Below are 15,186 nucleotides of genomic sequence, written 5' to 3'. Positions count from 1 at the left end.
CTGTCGTCGCCCCCGGCCGGACCTGCGGTCCGGCGCCCCCCCGAGGATATTTGGGCAAGGTGAGAGGGTAGACAGTCGGGACCTGGCTTCTCTTGGGATCAGCCAAAGACGGGTTTGCTTTTACAGGGCAAAGCGCTCGGTCAGGCCGACACCCTCATCGGGGACGATGCGGGCAAGGGTGACCTCATCCGCCTCGTTTGCAGCCGAGCGCGCCTCGGGGACGGGGACGCCGGGGGGCTGTCTGCCCCCGGGGATACTTGGGCAAGCGGAGAGGGAGGCGGGCCTGCCTTCCATTCGACTCAGCCGCAGAGGCGGGCGTGTTCCTGCAGGGCGAAGCGGTCGGTCATGCCGGCGACGTAATCGGCGACGATGCGGGCGAGCGTGACCTCATCGGCGGCGGCGGCCACGTCGGCGCGCCATTCGGCGGGCAGAAGCTCGGGCCGGGCCATGAACAGCGGGAAGAGGTCGTTCACCACCTGCGTCACCTTGGCGCGCTCCTTCATCACCGAGGGCGCGCGATACATCCGGTGGAACAGGAAGCTGCGGATCGCCTTCAGCTCCTGATAAAGCGGTTTCGAGAAGCGGATCACCGTGGCGCCCATGCCGCGGATCTCTTCCACCGATTGCGGGCGGGCGGCCTCCAGCCGGCCCTGCGCCACGGCGATCACATCCTCGACCATGCGGCCGAAGACCCGGCGCAACGCCTCGTGGCGGCGGCGCATCGGCTCCAGCCCCGGATAGAGCGCGTCGACCTCGGCGAAGGCCGGGCCGGTGACGGGCAGTTGCATCAGGTCGTTCTCGTCGAACAGGCCCGAGCGCAGCCCGTCATGCAGGTCGTGATGCGAATAGGCCACGTCATCGGCGATGGCCGCGACCTGGGCCTCGGCGCTGGCATAGGTATCGAGTTCGAGATCCCAGGCGGCATTGGCCTCGGCCAGGGCATAGGGCAGGTCGGCCTCGACGGACCCCCCGTCCGGCCCGAGCCGGACCAGCGGACCGTTGTGCTTGGCGATGCCTTCGAGCGATTCCCAGGTCAGGTTCAGACCGTCGAAATCGGCATAGTGCCGTTCCAGCCTCGTGACGATGCGGATCGCCTGGGCATTGTGGTCGAAGCCGCCATAGGGCTGCATCAGGAGGCCGAGGGCATCCTCGCCGGTATGGCCGAAGGGGGTGTGGCCGAGATCATGCGCCAGGGCGATGCATTCGGCCAGATCGGTGTTGAGCCCGAGCACCCCGGCGATGGTGCGGGCGACCTGGGCCACTTCGATCGAATGGGTGAGACGGGTGCGATAGTAATCGCCCTCGTGTTCCACGAAGACCTGGGTCTTGTGTTTCAGCCGCCGGAAGGCGGAGGAATGGATGATGCGGTCGCGGTCGCGCTGGAACGGCGAGCGGAAGCTCGACATGCGCTCGGGGTGGAGCCGACCGCGGCTGGCGCCGGGCTGGCAGGCATAGGGGGCCAACATTGATCTGCCTGTTCTTGTGACCTGTTTTGTGCAACCTATATTGGGTTGGTAACCGATTGACACGGGATTTCGCATGAACGGCCTCACCCTGCCCCCCCGCGTGACCGACCGGGCCTTCGCCCGGCTGGCCGAGATTGCCGAAACCTCGGGCGAGATGCGCGCGCTGCGCGTCGCTGTCGAGGGCGGCGGCTGCTCGGGTTTTCAATATGACATCAAGCTCGACGATCCGGCGGCGGACGATCTGGTGCTGGAGAAGGACGGGCTGAAGGTGCTGGTCGATCAGGTCTCGCTGCCCTTCCTGTCGAATGCGGTGATCGATTTCTCGGAAGAGCTGATCGGCGCGCGTTTCGTGATCGAGAACCCGAACGCCTCCAGCTCCTGCGGCTGCGGCACCTCCTTCTCGATCTGACAACCCCCCGTCCGCGCGGAAAAATCCGGCCACCCCTCGCCCTGCCCGCTCCTGCCGCTATATGCTTGGTCGGCGGGGATGCGGGGATGCGATGGAATATGTGGTTCTGGGGTCCGGGCCGGGGGTGGTGGCGGCGCGCGACTGGCCGCGCGACTTTGGCCAGCTGCTGGCGATCAACAATGCCTGGCGGGTGCGGCCCGACTGGGATGCGCTGATCCACCCATGGGATTTCCCCGAGGAGCGCCGGCCCCGGCCCGGGCCGAGGCAGCGGCTGGTGACGCAGGAGGCCTTCGTGCCGGCGCAGAACCGCTATGGCGGTTTCGTCTATGCCGGGGGCACGATGGCCTTCACCGCGGGCTACTGGGCGCTGGCGCAGGGGCCGCGGGTGATCGCGATGCTGGGCTGCGACATGCATTACCCGGCCGAGGGGCAGACGCATTTCTATGGGCGCGGCACGGCAGATCCCCTGCGGGATGACATCACGCTGCGCTGTCTCGAGGCGAAGGCGGCGCGGCTGATGGTGCTGGCGGCGCTGCAGGGCTGCGCCATGGTGAACCTGTCGGGCGGGCCGTCGCGGCTGGTGTTTCCGCGCTGCGCGCCGGGCGGGCTTGCTGCCGTGCGGGCGCCAGCGGTGGACGAGCGGCGGGCGGCGGAAGCCTTGGCGCTGGAGGCGGCGCTTGGCTATCTGGTGCCCTCGGGGCGGTACTGGGAGGAGGCCGCGCGGTTCGATCCGCAGGCGCTCGACGCGGTGGATGCGCTGTGGCTGGCGGCGGCGCGGGTTGAACGCGGGCGCGTTGCCTCCTAGACAGGGGCAAAGCCGGAGGCGCCCCATGAAGATCGCGACATTCAACATCAACGGCATCAAGGCCCGGATTGAGGCGCTGCCGGAATGGCTGGCGGCGGCCGAGCCCGACGTGGTGCTGCTGCAGGAGATCAAGTCGGTCGACGAGAGCTTCCCGCGCGCGGTCTTCGAGGATGCGGGCTGGGTGCTGGAGACCCATGGCCAGAAGGGCTTCAACGGCGTGGCGATCCTGTCGCGGCTGCCCCTGGAGGATGTGGTGCGGGGCCTGCCGGGCGACGGTGAGGATCTGCAGGCGCGCTGGATCGAGGCGACGGTGGTCGGCAAGCGGGCGGTGCGGGTCTGCGGGCTCTACCTGCCGAACGGCAATCCGGCGCCGGGGCCGAAATACGACTACAAGCTCGCCTGGATGGCGCGGATGCAGGCGCGGGCCGAGGCTTTGCTGGCGCTGGAGGAGCCTCTGGTGCTGGCGGGGGATTACAACGTGATCCCGCAGGCCGAGGATGCGGCGCGGCCGGAGCTCTGGACCGAGGATGCGCTGTTTTTGCCCGAGACGCGGGCCGCGTTCCGGCGGCTTTTGAACCTCGGGCTGACCGATGCCTTCCGGGCGCGGCAGCCGGCGCCGGGGCAGTATTCGTTCTGGGATTATCAGGCGGGCGCCTGGGAGAAGAACAACGGCATCCGCATCGATCATCTGCTGTTGAGCCCGCAGGCGGCCGATCTGTTGCTCGACGCGCGGATCGACAAGGAGGTGCGGGCGGGCGACAAGCCCTCGGACCATGTGCCGGTCTGGATCGAGCTGGACGCCTAGGGGCGGCTGAGGTCGGGCCGGGTCACGTCATGGCCGTAGAGCCAGTCGAAGCGGTTCAGCGGCAGGCTGGGCAGCAGGCGTGAGCCGAGCCTGAGCCCGAGATGCGCCACCTCGCGCAGCGGGCTGCGCAGGTGATAGGCGCGGGCGTTGCCGGTGGCGGCCTGCACCACGCGGCGGCAGCGCGGGGCGCGGCGTTCCTCGTAGCTGGCGAGACCGGCCTGGATGCCATAGGTGGCGAGGCAGTCGGCCAGCACCCAGGCATCCTCCAGCGCCATGTTGGCGCCTTGGGCGAGGAAGGGCAGCGTCGGATGGGCAGCGTCGCCGAGGATGCAGGCGTTGCCGCGATACCAGACCGGGGCGACCGGGTGGCGGAACAGGCCCCAGAGCCAGACATCGGGCACCTGCTCCAGCCAGTTGCGCACCCGCCCGTTGAAGCTGGCGAAGGCGAGGCGCAGGTCCACCGGATCGTCGCGCAGGGTCCAGCCTTCCTGCACCCAGCGGCGGCGTTCCTCGACGGCGACGATGTTGCGTTGCGTGCCGCCGCGCAGCGGGTAGCTGACCAGATGCCGGCCCTCGCCCATATGGACTTCGGCCAGAACCGGCTCGCCCGGCGTCGCCGGGATGACCGCGCGCCAGGCCACCTGATTGGTGAAGAACGGCTCGGCGGGGCCGTTCAGCGCCGGGCGCACCAGCGAGTGCAGGCCGTCGGCGCCGACCAGAAGCCGCGGCGTGTATTCCGCCCCTTGGGCCGTGACGATGCGCGGGGCGGGGCCGGAGAGGTCGACCGTCTCGATCTTCTGGAGCAGCCGGATCTGCACCCCGGCGGCGCGGGCGCCTTCGGCCAGCAGTTCGATCAGGTCGGCGCGGTGCATCAGGTGATAGCCCTGCCCCGGCCTGATCCGCGCCAGATCGAGCCGCATCACCAGCTGGCCGCTGCGACCGTCGTGCAGCTGCACCGCCTCGGCCCGCATCGAGGCGGCGTCGAGCGCCGGCCCCAGCCCCAGCGCGCGCAGCACGGCGGCGCCATTGGGCGAGATCTGCAGCCCGGCGCCGACCTCGCGGATCGCCTCGGCCTGTTCCAGCACGGTGACATCGGCGCCGTGCAGGGCCAGCGCGCGGGCGACGGCAAGGCCGGCGACGCCTGCGCCCAGCACCGTCACCTCGGTTCCGATCAGGCTCATCCGCTCCCCCTTACGCAAACGCCGGACCGCGCGGGCCCGGCGTCATGTTTCATGCCGTGACGTTCCTGAGGCAAGGCGCGATGCGCCCCTGCGGTCACTCGTCGCGGTGCACTTTTTCGCGGCGCTCGTGCTTTTCCTGCGCCTCGAGCGTCATCGTGGCGATCGGCCGGGCGTCGAGCCGCTTCAGTGAGATCGGCTCGCCCGACACCTCGCAATAGCCGTATTCGCCGTTCTCGATCCGCCGCAGCGCAGCGTCGATCTTGGAGACCAGCTTGCGCTGGCGGTCGCGGGTGCGCAGCTCCAGCGCGCGGTCGGTCTCTTCCGAGGCGCGGTCGGCGATGTCGGGCACGTTGCGACCGGATTCCTGCAGGCCCTCGATGGTCTCGGCGCTCTGCGACATCAGCTCCTGTTTCCAGTTGAGCAGCTTCCGGCGAAAATATTCAAGCTGCCGGTCATTCATGAATGGCTCGGTTTCGGCAGGGCGGTAATCGTCTGGTAGAAAGATCTCTGCTTTCATGGCTGCTCTCTCTTGCAGGCCGGAAGGCTCCGAGCTGTGCGTGACTGTCATCCGGCGCTCCCTAGATGGGCGTGCATTACTCCATGATAAATCGAATGTCACTAGGCGCCGCGCTTGGCTTGCGGTGGATTCACCCTGTGGTATCGTCGGAACCTCATCTGACCCAACCTGACGTGGCGCCAATGAAATTTTCCTCGACCGCCTCCTATGTCGCCACGCAGGACCTCACGGTGGCCGTGAACGCCGCGGTGACGCTGCAGCGCCCGCTGCTGGTGAAGGGCGAACCGGGCACCGGCAAGACCGAGCTGGCGCGGCAGGTGGCGGCGGCGCTGGGACTGCCGCTGATCGCGTGGCATGTGAAGTCGACGACCAAGGCGCAGCAGGGGCTCTACGAATACGACGCCGTGAGCCGGCTGCGCGACAGCCAGCTGGGCGAGGCGCGGGTGCATGACGTGCGCAACTACATCCGCAAGGGCAAGCTGTGGCAGGCTTTCGAGGCCAGCGGGCGGGTGGTTTTGCTGATCGACGAGATCGACAAGGCGGATATCGAGTTCCCGAACGACCTGTTGCAGGAACTCGACCGGATGGAGTTCCACGTCTACGAGACCGGCGAGACCGTGCAGGCGCGGCATCGCCCGGTGGTGATCATCACCTCGAACAACGAGAAGGAGCTGCCCGACGCCTTCCTGCGCCGCTGCTTCTTCCACTACATCCGCTTTCCGGACGCCGAGACCATGCGCGCCATCGTGGCGGTTCACTTTCCCGGCATCAGGGAGGCGCTGCTGACCACCGCCCTCACCCAGTTCTACGAGCTGCGCGAGACGCCGGGGCTGAAGAAGAAGCCCTCGACCTCGGAGGTTCTGGACTGGCTGAAGCTCTTGCTGGCCGAGGATCTGGGGCCGGAGGACCTGCGGCGCGACGGGAAGTCGGCGCTGCCGAAGCTGCATGGCGCGCTGCTGAAGAACGAGCAGGACGTGCATCTGTTCGAGCGGCTGGCCTTCATGGCGCGCGGTTCACGCTAGGTCGGCGCTGCGGCCCGGCGCGGGCGGGATTGACAGGAGGCCGTGCGGCGCCTGTCATGGCGGGGACGCCCGCAACAGGAAGGCCGCCGCCATGAGCAAGTCCGAAGCCTATGCCCTGACGATCCGGCCTTTGGCCCGGGCCGACGAGGCGGCGTGGCGGCCGCTGTGGACCGCCTATCTCGCCTTCTACAAGACGCGGCTGCCGGAGGCGGTCTATGCCAGCACCTTCGCCCGGCTGACCTCGGGCGAGGCGCGCGAGTTCCACGGGCTGATCGCCGAACAGGATGGCAAGGCCATCGGGCTGGCGCATTACCTTTTCCACCGAAGCTGCTGGAAGATCGAGAATATCTGCTATCTGCAGGACCTGTTCACCGTGCCGGAGGCGCGTGGGCAAGGCGTGGCGCGGGCGCTGATCGGCGCGGTCTATGCCGCCGCCGACGCCGAAGGATCTCCCGGGGTCTGGTGGCTGACGGCGGAGGACAATTACCCGGCGCGGACGCTCTACGACAAGGTGGCGGTGAAGTCGCCCTTCATCCGCTACATGCGGCCGCTCTGATGCGCCGTCTCGCGCTCTCTGCCGCTCTCGTGCTTTCGGCCTGCGGCGCGCCTCCGGAGGTCAGCAAGAGCGCGCCGCCGACGCTGGTGGTCGATCCGCTGCCTGGGATGAAGAGCTTCGCCACCGCCGAGATGCCGGCGACGCGGCGGGGCAATGCCGAGCTGGCGCGGGATTTCCTCGAGCTCAGCTTCTCGATGGAGAGCGGTCGCGCCCTGCCCGTCTTCACCCGCTTCGAGGGGCCGATCACCGTCGCCCTGACCGGGGCGGCGCCGGCCACGGCGCAGGTCGATCTCGCCCGGCTGCTGGCGCGGATGCGGGCCGAGGCGCGGCTGGACGTGCGGCAGGTGAATGGTCCCGCCTCGATCACCATCGAATTCGTGCCGCGCGACGAGATGCGCAGGCTGGTGCCGGCGGCGGCTTGTTTCGTGGTGCCGCGGCTGTCCTCCTTCGCCGAATACCGCGCGACGCGGCACAAGGCGCAGGTGGATTGGACCACGCTGACGGTGCGGGAACGGGTGGCGATCTTCGTGCCCTCCGACACCAGCCCGCAGGAGGTGCGCGACTGCCTGCACGAGGAAATGGCGCAGGCGATGGGGCCGCTGAACGACCTCTACCGGCTGTCGGATTCGGTGTTCAACGACGACAATTTCCACACGGTGCTGACCGGCTTCGACATGCTGATGCTGCGCGCGACCTATGCGCCCGAGCTGCGCTCCGGCATGACCCGGGAGGAGGTGGCGCGGGTGCTGCCGGGGGTGCTGGCGCGGATCAACCCGCGCGGCGAGCCGGTCGGCGTGGCGGCGCCGATGCCGACGCCGCGGGCCTGGGTCGACGCGATCGAGCAGTCGCTGGGGCCGGGCAGCTCCTTGAACCGGCGGCGGGCCTCGGCGCTGAAGGCGCTGCGGATCGCCCGGGCCGAGGGCTGGCGCGACAGCCGGCTGGGCTTTAGCTATTTCGCGCTGGCGCGGCTGAGCCTTGCCGACGAGATCGAGGTGGCGGTGACCGGATTTGCCGAGGCGGCGCGGATCTATCGCAGCCTGCCGGAGGGCGAGATCCATGCCGCACATATCGACATGCAGATGGCGGCCTTCGCGCTGTCCTCGGGTCAGGCCGCCGAGGCGCTGGAGCTCTGCGACCGGGCGATCCCGGTGGTGCGGCGGTCGGAGAATGCGGCGCTGCTGGCGACGCTGCTGATGATCCGCTCCGAGGCGCTGGGGCTGGAGGGTCGCAGCAGTGACGCGCGGGCGGCGCGGCTCGACAGTCTGGGCTGGGCGCGCTATGGCTTCGGGCCGGATGCAGAGGTGCGCGCGCGGATGTCCGAGATCGCGGTGCTGACGCCTCCGGGGAACAGGGGCTGACGCGGCGCAGGCCGCACGGGAGATGGTATGATCGTATTGGCCGGGGCAGTTCTGGGGGCCCTCCTGGGCGCGCTGCAGGCGCGAAGACTGGGCGGCAAGCCTTTGGACATGCTGCAATATGCGGCGGGCTTCGGCATCGCCTTCTCGCTGGTCGGCCTGTTTCTCACCATCATCATCGAACGCATGATGTAACCGATGTTCCTGCCCTTCTTCGAGACGCTGCGCCGGGTCGGCGTGCCGGTCACCCTTCGGGAGTATCTGGCGTTTCTCGAAGGCATGGCGGCGGGCCTGGCCACCTACGACGTCGAGAGCTTCTATTTCCTCGCCCGCACGGCGATGGTGAAGGACGAGCGGCATCTCGACCGCTTCGACCGGGCCTTCGCGCAGTCTTTCCAAGGACTTGAAAGCATAACTTCAGACGAGGTTCTGGCGGCGGTCGATCTGCCGCGCGACTGGCTGGAGAAGCTGGCGGAAAAGCACCTCTCGCCCGAGGAGCGCGCGGCGATCGAGGCGCTCGGCGGGTTCGACAAGCTGATGGAGACGCTGCGGCAGCGGCTGGAGGAGCAGAAGGGCCGGCATCAGGGCGGCAGCAAGTGGATCGGCACCGCGGGCACCTCGCCCTTCGGCGCCTATGGCTACAACCCCGAGGGCGTCCGGATCGGGCAGGAGGACAGCCGCCATCGCCGGGCGGTGAAGGTCTGGGACAAGCGCGAGTTCCGCAATCTGGACGATCAGGTGGAGCTCGGGACGCGCAACATCAAGGTGGCGCTGCGGCGGCTGCGGAAATGGGCGCGCGACGGGGCGGCGGAGGAGCTGGATCTGGAGGGCACGATCCGTGCGACGGCGGAGCATGGCTGGCTCGACGTGCAGACCCGGCCGGAGCGGCGCAATGCGGTGAAGGTGCTGTTGTTCCTCGACATCGGCGGCTCGATGGACCCGCATGTGCGGGTGATGGAGGAGCTGTTCTCTGCCGCAAGATCGGAGTTCAAGCACCTGATCCCGTTCTATTTTCACAACTGCCTCTACGAGGGCGTCTGGCGCGACAACGCCCGGCGCTGGGATGCGCAGACGCCGACGGCGGAGGTGCTGCGGACCTATGGGGCGGAGTACAAGTGCATCTTCGTCGGCGACGCCTCGATGAGCCCCTATGAGGTGCTGCATCCGGGCGGGGCGAACGAGCACTGGAATGCCGAAGCGGGCGAGGTCTGGCTGCGGCGGGCGCGGGCGCAATGGCCGCATTCGCTCTGGATCAACCCGGTGCCGGAGCCGCATTGGGGCTATACGCCGACCATCGGCATGATCCGCGAGATTTTCGAGGGGCAGATGGCGCCGATGACGCTGGAGGGCATCACCCGCGGCGTCGCGGCGCTGGGGCGCTGAGATTTGGGGCGTTGAGATTGCAGGGCCGAGATCACGCATTGCTGCTTTTGCTTTGAGCGGCGGGGGCCCATATTGGCAGCATGCTCAAGTTTCTCCCCCTTCTGCTCGCCATCGGCTACGGCCTCGCGATGTATCATTTCTCGGCCTGGCGCACCAAGCGGATGCTGGACGAGAAATCGCGCCCGCTGGACGAGCCCGAGATCAATGCGCTGGCCTCGCGCATGGCGCGGGCGCTGGATATTCCCGGCATCCCGGTGCGGGTCTTCGATGTCGATCCGGTGAACGGGCTCGCCTCGCCGGATGGGCGGATCTTCCTGACGCGGGGATTCCTGCGGAAATACAAGGCCGGCGAGGTCACGGCGGCGGAGCTGGCCAGCGTCATCGCGCATGAGCTGGGGCATGTGGCGCTTGGCCATGCGCGGCGGCGGATGATCGATTTCACCGGGCAGAACGCCGGGGTGATGATGCTGTCGGCCGTGCTGAACCGCTTCCTGCCTGGGCTGGGGCCGATGATCGCCTCGCTGATCACCCGGACGTTGGCCGCGCATCTGTCGCGGCGCGACGAGCATGAGGCGGATGCCTATGCCTCGGCGCTGCTGGTGAAGGCGGGGATCGGAACGGCGCCGCAGAAGTCGCTGTTCCGCAAGCTGAATGCGCTGACCGGGGCGAATGGTGCGGCGGCGCCGGCCTGGCTGTTGAGCCATCCGAAGACCGAGGAGCGGATCAGGGCGATCGAGGCGCGGGAGGCGCGCTGGGATCAGGCCTGAAGCGCCTTGGCGAGACGCGGCAGCTTGGCGCGTTTCAAGAGCGCCTTGAGCGACAGCGGCTGACCCGAGATGCGCTCGGCCTCGGCATGGACGGCGGTGACGATGGCGCTGACCGCTTCGGGGTGGAAGGACCAGAGCTCCCACAGGAAGCCGTCGGGTTCTCGGCGTTCCAGCCCTTCCGCGGCAAGGCTGTGGCGCGGGAAATCGGCTGAATTGAAGGTGAGGATGGCATCGGCGCTGCCGGCGATGGCGGTGGCGAGAACGTGGATGTCGTTCTCGTCGGGCAGGTGCAGGCGGGATTCGAACCCCGCCCTTGGATGCACCAGCGCCTGCGGGAAGCCGTCGCGCAGCAGGGCGATGGCGCCGCGCGCCTCGATCTCGGCCAAGGGGCCGAGCTTGCGGGTGGCGCGGGCCCATTCCTCGAGGATGCGCTCGGACCAGAGCGGGGTGTAGAGCCCTGCCCGCGCCGCGCCGATCAGGATCTCGCGCAGCACGGTCGGGTAGAGCACGCAGGCGTCGAGGACGAGCCTCACCCGTCGAGCCGGAAGAACAGCGCCTTGAGATAGGCCGATTCCGCCAGTTGCAGCAGCGCCGGGTGGTCCGGCCCGGCGAAGCCGGTGTGCAGGAGCTGCGCCCGCCGCCCGCCGCGCCCGATGCCGCGCGCCGAGGCGTTGCGGAAGGCCGAGAGGTCGGCGGCATGCGAGCAGGAGCAGAGCACGAGATAGCCGCCGGGGGCGACCAAGGGGGCGGCAAGGCGCGCGAGACGCTCGTAGGCGCGCAGGCCGGCCTCGAGCGCGGGCTTGTTCGGAGCGAAGGCGGGCGGGTCGCAGATCACCAGCTCGAACTGCGCCTGTTCGGTCCCCAGCGCTTCCAGCACGGCGAAGGCGTCGCCCTGCCGGGTGGAGAAGCGGTCGGCGAGACCGGAGGCCTTGGCCCCCTCTTCCGCCAGCGCCAGAGCCGGGGCGGAGGCATCGACGCCGACCGCCGAGACCGCGCCATTGGCCAGCGCCGCGAGGGCGAAGCCGCCGACATGGGTGAACATGTCGAGCACGCGGGCCTCCTTGGCCAGCGCGGCGGCGAAGGCGTGGTTCGGGCGCTGGTCGAAGAACAGGCCGGTCTTCTGCCCGCCCATCAGATCGGCCATGTAGGTGGCGCCGTTCATCGGCACCGGGATCGGCGCATCGACGGCGCCGGTGAGGATCACCGTCTCCTCCGTCAGCCCCTCGAGCCCGCGCGCCCGACCGGTGCCGTTCTTCACGACATTGGTCACGCCCGTGACGGCGACCAGCGCCGCCACCAGCGCGTCGAGATGCGCCTCGGCCCAGGCGGCGTTGGGCTGGATCACCGCGGTGTCGCCGAAACGGTCGATCACCACGCCGGGCAGGCCATCGGCCTCGGCATGGATCAGGCGGTAGAAGGGGGCGGAGAACAGCCGCTCGCGCATCGCCAGCGCACGGGTCAGCCGGGCGGCGAACCAGGCCTCGTCGATGACCGCCTCGGGGTCGCGGTCGAGCATCCGGGCGATGATCTTGGAGGCATTGTTCACCGTCACCAGCCCGAGCGGGCGGCGCAGGTCGTCTTCCAGCACGGCGAGCGCGCCCGGGGCCAGCGCTTGCGTGCGGCGGTCGGTCACCAGCTCGTCGGCATAGACCCAAGGGAAACCGTGCCGGATGGCGCGGGCCTCGGCCTTGGGTTTCAGGCGGACGGCGGGATAGGTCATCGGGCGGGGCTCATGAATAAGGGAGGGCGTCATGCCCTCCCTCTACTTGGTTCCGCCCGGCGTGGAAAGCCTCGGCAGGGTTGGCCGCCTGAGCGGCCTGTCGCGCGAGCCGCTCAGGCGGCCTGCACCTTGCCCGGCTGGCGGGCGAAGCGCCGACGCAGGTAGGCGGCGAACTGGCCGGCCACGGTGCGGACCATCTCGGCCCGCAGACGACGCGCTTCGCGTTCGATCGCGGCAACATCGACAGACGACGGCATCGCACTAAATTGAGTCACTTGGGTCATGGGTCCACTCCTATGGTCATGCCCTCCCTGCAGCGGTAGATAGCGGAAAAATCACTGCGGCGTCAGGGGGGCTGACGGAAACCCCGCCATGCGCCCCGCGCAAGGCTACGGCAACAATGCTGACCTAATCATCCGCCGCCTACCCTTTCCATCTGCGGCTGTTACCGCTAACATACGCAGCGAGACCGCGGGGCGGCATGCGCCTGCCCCGATGCTCCCCAGCTTTCGCCAGAGGCACCCATGACCCTGAACAGCACCATCGACCGCGTCACCGACCGTATCCGCGCCCGCTCGCGCCCGACGCGCGACGGCTATCTCGAGCGGATGCGGCAGGCGGCGCAGGCCGGCCCGGCGCGCGGCCATCTCACCTGCGGCAACCAGGCCCATGCCTATGCGGCGATGGATCAGGACAAGCCCGCGCTGGCCGAGGGCAAGAGCCCGAACATCGGCATCGTCACCGCCTATAACGACATGCTCTCGGCACATCAGCCCTACGAGACCTATCCGCAGAAGATCCGCGAGGCCGCGCGCCGTGTCGGCGCCACGGCGCAGGTGGCGGGCGGCGTGCCGGCGATGTGCGACGGCGTCACCCAGGGCCAGCCGGGGATGGAGCTGTCGCTCTTTTCGCGCGACGTGATCGCGCTGGCGGCAGGCGTGGCGCTGAGCCACAACACCTTCGACGCCGCGATGTATCTCGGGATCTGCGACAAGATCGTGCCGGGTCTGGTGATCGCGGCGGCGACCTTCGGCCATGTGCCGGCGGTCTTCGTGCCGGCGGGTCCGATGACCTCGGGCCTGCCCAATGACGAGAAATCCCGCGTCCGCAACCAGTTCGCCACCGGCGAGGTCGGGCGCGACGCGCTGATGGCCGCCGAGATGGCCAGCTATCACGGCCCGGGCACCTGCACCTTCTACGGCACGGCCAACACCAACCAGATGCTGATGGAGTTCATGGGCCTGCACCTGCCCGGCGCCAGCTTCGTCAACCCCGGCTCGCCGCTGCGCGAGGCGCTGACGGTGGCGGCGGTGGAACGCGCAGCCTCGATCACCGCCCTCGGCAACGATTTCCGCCCGGTGTCCGAGATCCTCGACGAGCGGGCCTTCGTCAACGGGCTGGTCGGGCTGATGGCGACGGGCGGCTCGACCAACCTCGTCTTGCACCTGCCGGCGATGGCGCGGGCGGCGGGGGTGATCCTCGATCTGGAGGATTTCGCCGATCTCTCCGACGTGGTGCCCTTGATGGCCAAGGTCTATCCGAACGGTCTGGCCGATGTGAACCATTTCCACGCCGCGGGGGGCTTGGGCTTCATGATCGGCCAGCTGCTCGATGCGGGGCTCTTGCACGGCGACGCCAAGACCATCCTCGGCGACGGGCTGGAGATGTATCGGCAGGAGCCGAAGCTGGTGGATGGCGCGATCCAGTGGCAGCCCGGCGCCGGCGAGACGCTGAACGACCGCATCCTGCGCCCTGCCGCCGATCCGTTCCAGCCGACCGGCGGGCTGAAGCAGCTCTCGGGCAATCTCGGCCGCGGCGTGATGAAGGTCTCGGCCGTGGCCAGCGACCGGCATGTGATCGAGGCGCCCTGCCGCATCTTCCACGATCAGGAATCGGTGAAACAGGCGTTCCGCGCCGGGGAGTTCACCTCCGACACCGTGGTGGTGGTGCGCTTCCAGGGGCCGCGCGCCAATGGCATGCCGGAGCTGCATTCGCTGACGCCGACGCTCTCGGTGCTGCAGGACCGCGGGCTGAAGGTGGCGCTGGTCACCGACGGGCGGATGTCGGGCGCCTCGGGCAAGGTGCCCGCCGCGATTCATGTGGCGCCGGAAGCGGCGATGGGCGGCCCGCTCGCCCGGCTGCGTGACGGCGATCTGCTGCGCGTCGATGCGGTCAGCGGTCGGCTCGAGGTACTGGCCGCGGATTTCGACGACCGCACGCCGGTCGAGGCCGATCTTTCGGCCAACCGCCACGGCATCGGCCGCGAGCTCTTCGAGGCCTTCCGCCTGACGGTCGGCACCTCGACCGAGGGCGCGGCGGTCGTCGTCTGAAGACAAACATTCCGGCCTTCGGCGCGGATATTCTTAACCAGGATGAAAGAGGTCGGGGCGTAGGGAGAGGGGGCGGTACAGGCGGGGACGCCGATGACCGTCGAAGGTGAGGCTGTCCTGCCTCTCCGGCCCCTCTGCCGCCCGAGGCAGGACACGCCCTTTCCCTCCCCTCTCATCTTCGCTTAAATATCCCCGCCGGAGGCTCCTGCCCTTCCCACACGCGCTCCGCCGAAAGGACTGCCCATGACCCCCGCCGAACAAAGCCGCGCCGCGCTGGAGATCTGCCGCCGCGCACCCGTCGTCCCCGTGCTGGTGCTCGACGATCTGGCCCATGCCCGCCCCTTGGCCGAGGCGCTGGTGGCCGGTGGCCTGCCCGCGCTGGAGGTGACGCTGCGCACGCCGATCGCGCTGGAAGCGATCCGCATCATGTCCGAGGTGCCGGGCGGCATCGTCGGCGCCGGCACGCTGCTGACCCCCGCCGATGTGCGGGCGGCGCTGGCCGCGGGGGCAAAGTTCGGCGTGTCGCCGGGGGCGACCGACCGGCTGCTCGACGCCTGCGAGGACGAGGGGCTGGCGCTCCTGCCCGGCGCCGCGACCGCGTCCGAGGTGATGGCGCTGCTGGAGCGGGGCTATACCGTGCAGAAGTTCTTCCCCGCCGAGGCCTCGGGCGGCGCCCCGGCGCTGAAGGCGATCGGCGCGCCCTTGCCGCAGGTCAGCTTCTGCCCGACCGGCGGCATCGGGCTGAACAATGCGCGCGACTATCTCTCGCTGTCGAACACCGTCTGCGTCGGCGGCAGCTGGGTCGCGCCGAAAGCGATGATGCAGGCCGGCGACTGGGAGGGCATCACCGCCCTCGCCCGCGAGGCCGCC

17 protein-coding genes are annotated in these 15,186 nt (G+C 69.1%); 11 read left to right on the top strand and 6 right to left on the bottom strand.

Annotated elements, in window-relative coordinates; translation table 11 throughout:
• Positions 1–299: 299 nt before the first annotated feature.
• A complete protein-coding gene (locus C5F48_RS16975; protein ID WP_107665056.1) occupies positions 300–1,466 on the bottom strand; it encodes a deoxyguanosinetriphosphate triphosphohydrolase in 1,167 nt (388 codons plus the stop codon).
• 73 nt (positions 1,467–1,539) lie between these two features.
• Between C5F48_RS16975 and C5F48_RS16970 the strand changes: the two genes are divergently transcribed.
• From C5F48_RS16970 to xth, 3 genes are all read left to right on the top strand, one after another.
• Positions 1,540–1,875, top strand: a complete 336-nt coding sequence (locus C5F48_RS16970) for a HesB/IscA family protein (RefSeq protein ID WP_107665055.1) — start codon at positions 1,540–1,542, stop codon at positions 1,873–1,875.
• Between the two features lie 91 nt (positions 1,876–1,966).
• Complete coding sequence (locus C5F48_RS16965) at positions 1,967–2,680, top strand: hypothetical protein (protein ID WP_107665054.1); 714 nt, start codon at positions 1,967–1,969, stop codon at positions 2,678–2,680.
• A gap of 25 nt (positions 2,681–2,705) precedes the next feature.
• Entirely contained in the window at positions 2,706–3,485 is a 780-nt protein-coding gene (gene xth, locus C5F48_RS16960) for an exodeoxyribonuclease III (protein WP_107665053.1), read from the top strand.
• Here xth and C5F48_RS16955 read toward each other — a convergent pair.
• Positions 3,482–4,666, bottom strand: a complete 1,185-nt coding sequence (locus tag C5F48_RS16955) for an FAD-dependent monooxygenase (RefSeq protein ID WP_107665052.1) — start codon at positions 4,664–4,666, stop codon at positions 3,482–3,484. The two genes, xth and C5F48_RS16955, sit on opposite strands and share 4 nt — an antisense overlap.
• Before the next feature lie 94 nt (positions 4,667–4,760).
• A complete protein-coding gene (dksA, locus tag C5F48_RS16950; protein WP_170139621.1) occupies positions 4,761–5,183 on the bottom strand; it encodes an RNA polymerase-binding protein DksA in 423 nt (140 codons plus the stop codon).
• Positions 5,184–5,365: 182 nt separating this feature from the next.
• Between dksA and C5F48_RS16945 the strand changes: the two genes are divergently transcribed.
• The 6 genes from C5F48_RS16945 (at position 5,366) to C5F48_RS16925 (ending at position 10,266) form a co-directional block, all read left to right on the top strand.
• A complete protein-coding gene (locus tag C5F48_RS16945; protein ID WP_107665050.1) occupies positions 5,366–6,205 on the top strand; it encodes an AAA family ATPase in 840 nt (279 codons plus the stop codon).
• A 91-nt stretch (positions 6,206–6,296) separates the two neighbouring features.
• Positions 6,297–6,761, top strand: a complete 465-nt coding sequence (locus C5F48_RS16940; protein WP_107665049.1) for a GNAT family N-acetyltransferase — start codon at positions 6,297–6,299, stop codon at positions 6,759–6,761.
• Complete coding sequence (locus C5F48_RS16935; protein ID WP_107665048.1) at positions 6,761–8,119, top strand: DUF2927 domain-containing protein; 1,359 nt, start codon at positions 6,761–6,763, stop codon at positions 8,117–8,119. Before C5F48_RS16940 ends, C5F48_RS16935 begins: the two co-directional genes overlap by 1 nt.
• Positions 8,120–8,146: 27 nt before the next feature.
• Positions 8,147–8,311 (top strand): hypothetical protein, encoded by a 165-nt coding sequence (locus tag C5F48_RS25260; RefSeq protein WP_170139622.1) that lies wholly within the window; start codon positions 8,147–8,149, stop codon positions 8,309–8,311.
• 3 nt (positions 8,312–8,314) lie between these two features.
• The gene (locus tag C5F48_RS16930; protein ID WP_107665047.1) at positions 8,315–9,499 is read left to right on the top strand and encodes a vWA domain-containing protein; all 1,185 of its coding nucleotides are present in this window, start codon (positions 8,315–8,317) and stop codon (positions 9,497–9,499) included.
• Positions 9,500–9,579: 80 nt separating this feature from the next.
• Positions 9,580–10,266 carry a M48 family metallopeptidase gene (locus tag C5F48_RS16925; protein ID WP_107665046.1) on the top strand — a complete coding sequence of 229 codons (687 nt, stop codon included), beginning with the start codon at positions 9,580–9,582 and terminating at the stop codon, positions 10,264–10,266.
• Here C5F48_RS16925 and C5F48_RS16920 read toward each other — a convergent pair.
• The 3 genes from C5F48_RS16920 to C5F48_RS25255 form a co-directional block, all read right to left on the bottom strand.
• Complete coding sequence (locus C5F48_RS16920; protein ID WP_107665045.1) at positions 10,257–10,799, bottom strand: RSP_2648 family PIN domain-containing protein; 543 nt, start codon at positions 10,797–10,799, stop codon at positions 10,257–10,259. The two genes, C5F48_RS16925 and C5F48_RS16920, sit on opposite strands and share 10 nt — an antisense overlap.
• On the bottom strand, positions 10,796–11,986 hold the full coding sequence (locus tag C5F48_RS16915; protein WP_107665044.1) for an RSP_2647 family RNA methyltransferase: 1,191 nt from the start codon (positions 11,984–11,986) through the stop codon (positions 10,796–10,798). The genes C5F48_RS16920 and C5F48_RS16915 overlap by 4 nt, the downstream gene beginning before the upstream one ends.
• 113 nt (positions 11,987–12,099) lie before the next feature.
• Complete coding sequence (locus tag C5F48_RS25255) at positions 12,100–12,270, bottom strand: RSP_7527 family protein (protein WP_170139623.1); 171 nt, start codon at positions 12,268–12,270, stop codon at positions 12,100–12,102.
• Between the two features lie 240 nt (positions 12,271–12,510).
• On the opposite strand from C5F48_RS25255, the gene edd reads away from it, so the two are divergent.
• A complete protein-coding gene (gene edd / locus C5F48_RS16910) occupies positions 12,511–14,316 on the top strand; it encodes a phosphogluconate dehydratase (protein WP_107665043.1) in 1,806 nt (601 codons plus the stop codon).
• A gap of 243 nt (positions 14,317–14,559) precedes the next feature.
• Positions 14,560–15,186 (top strand): bifunctional 4-hydroxy-2-oxoglutarate aldolase/2-dehydro-3-deoxy-phosphogluconate aldolase (locus C5F48_RS16905; RefSeq protein ID WP_107665042.1); only part of this gene is annotated, 627 nt, incomplete at its 3' end.

The sequence above is a fragment of the Cereibacter changlensis JA139 genome (assembly GCF_003034985.1).
Taxonomy (GTDB): domain Bacteria; phylum Pseudomonadota; class Alphaproteobacteria; order Rhodobacterales; family Rhodobacteraceae; genus Cereibacter; species Cereibacter changlensis.
The sequence above is the reverse complement of the archived record's forward strand: the minus strand, read 5'-3'. Positions and strand labels throughout refer to the sequence as shown.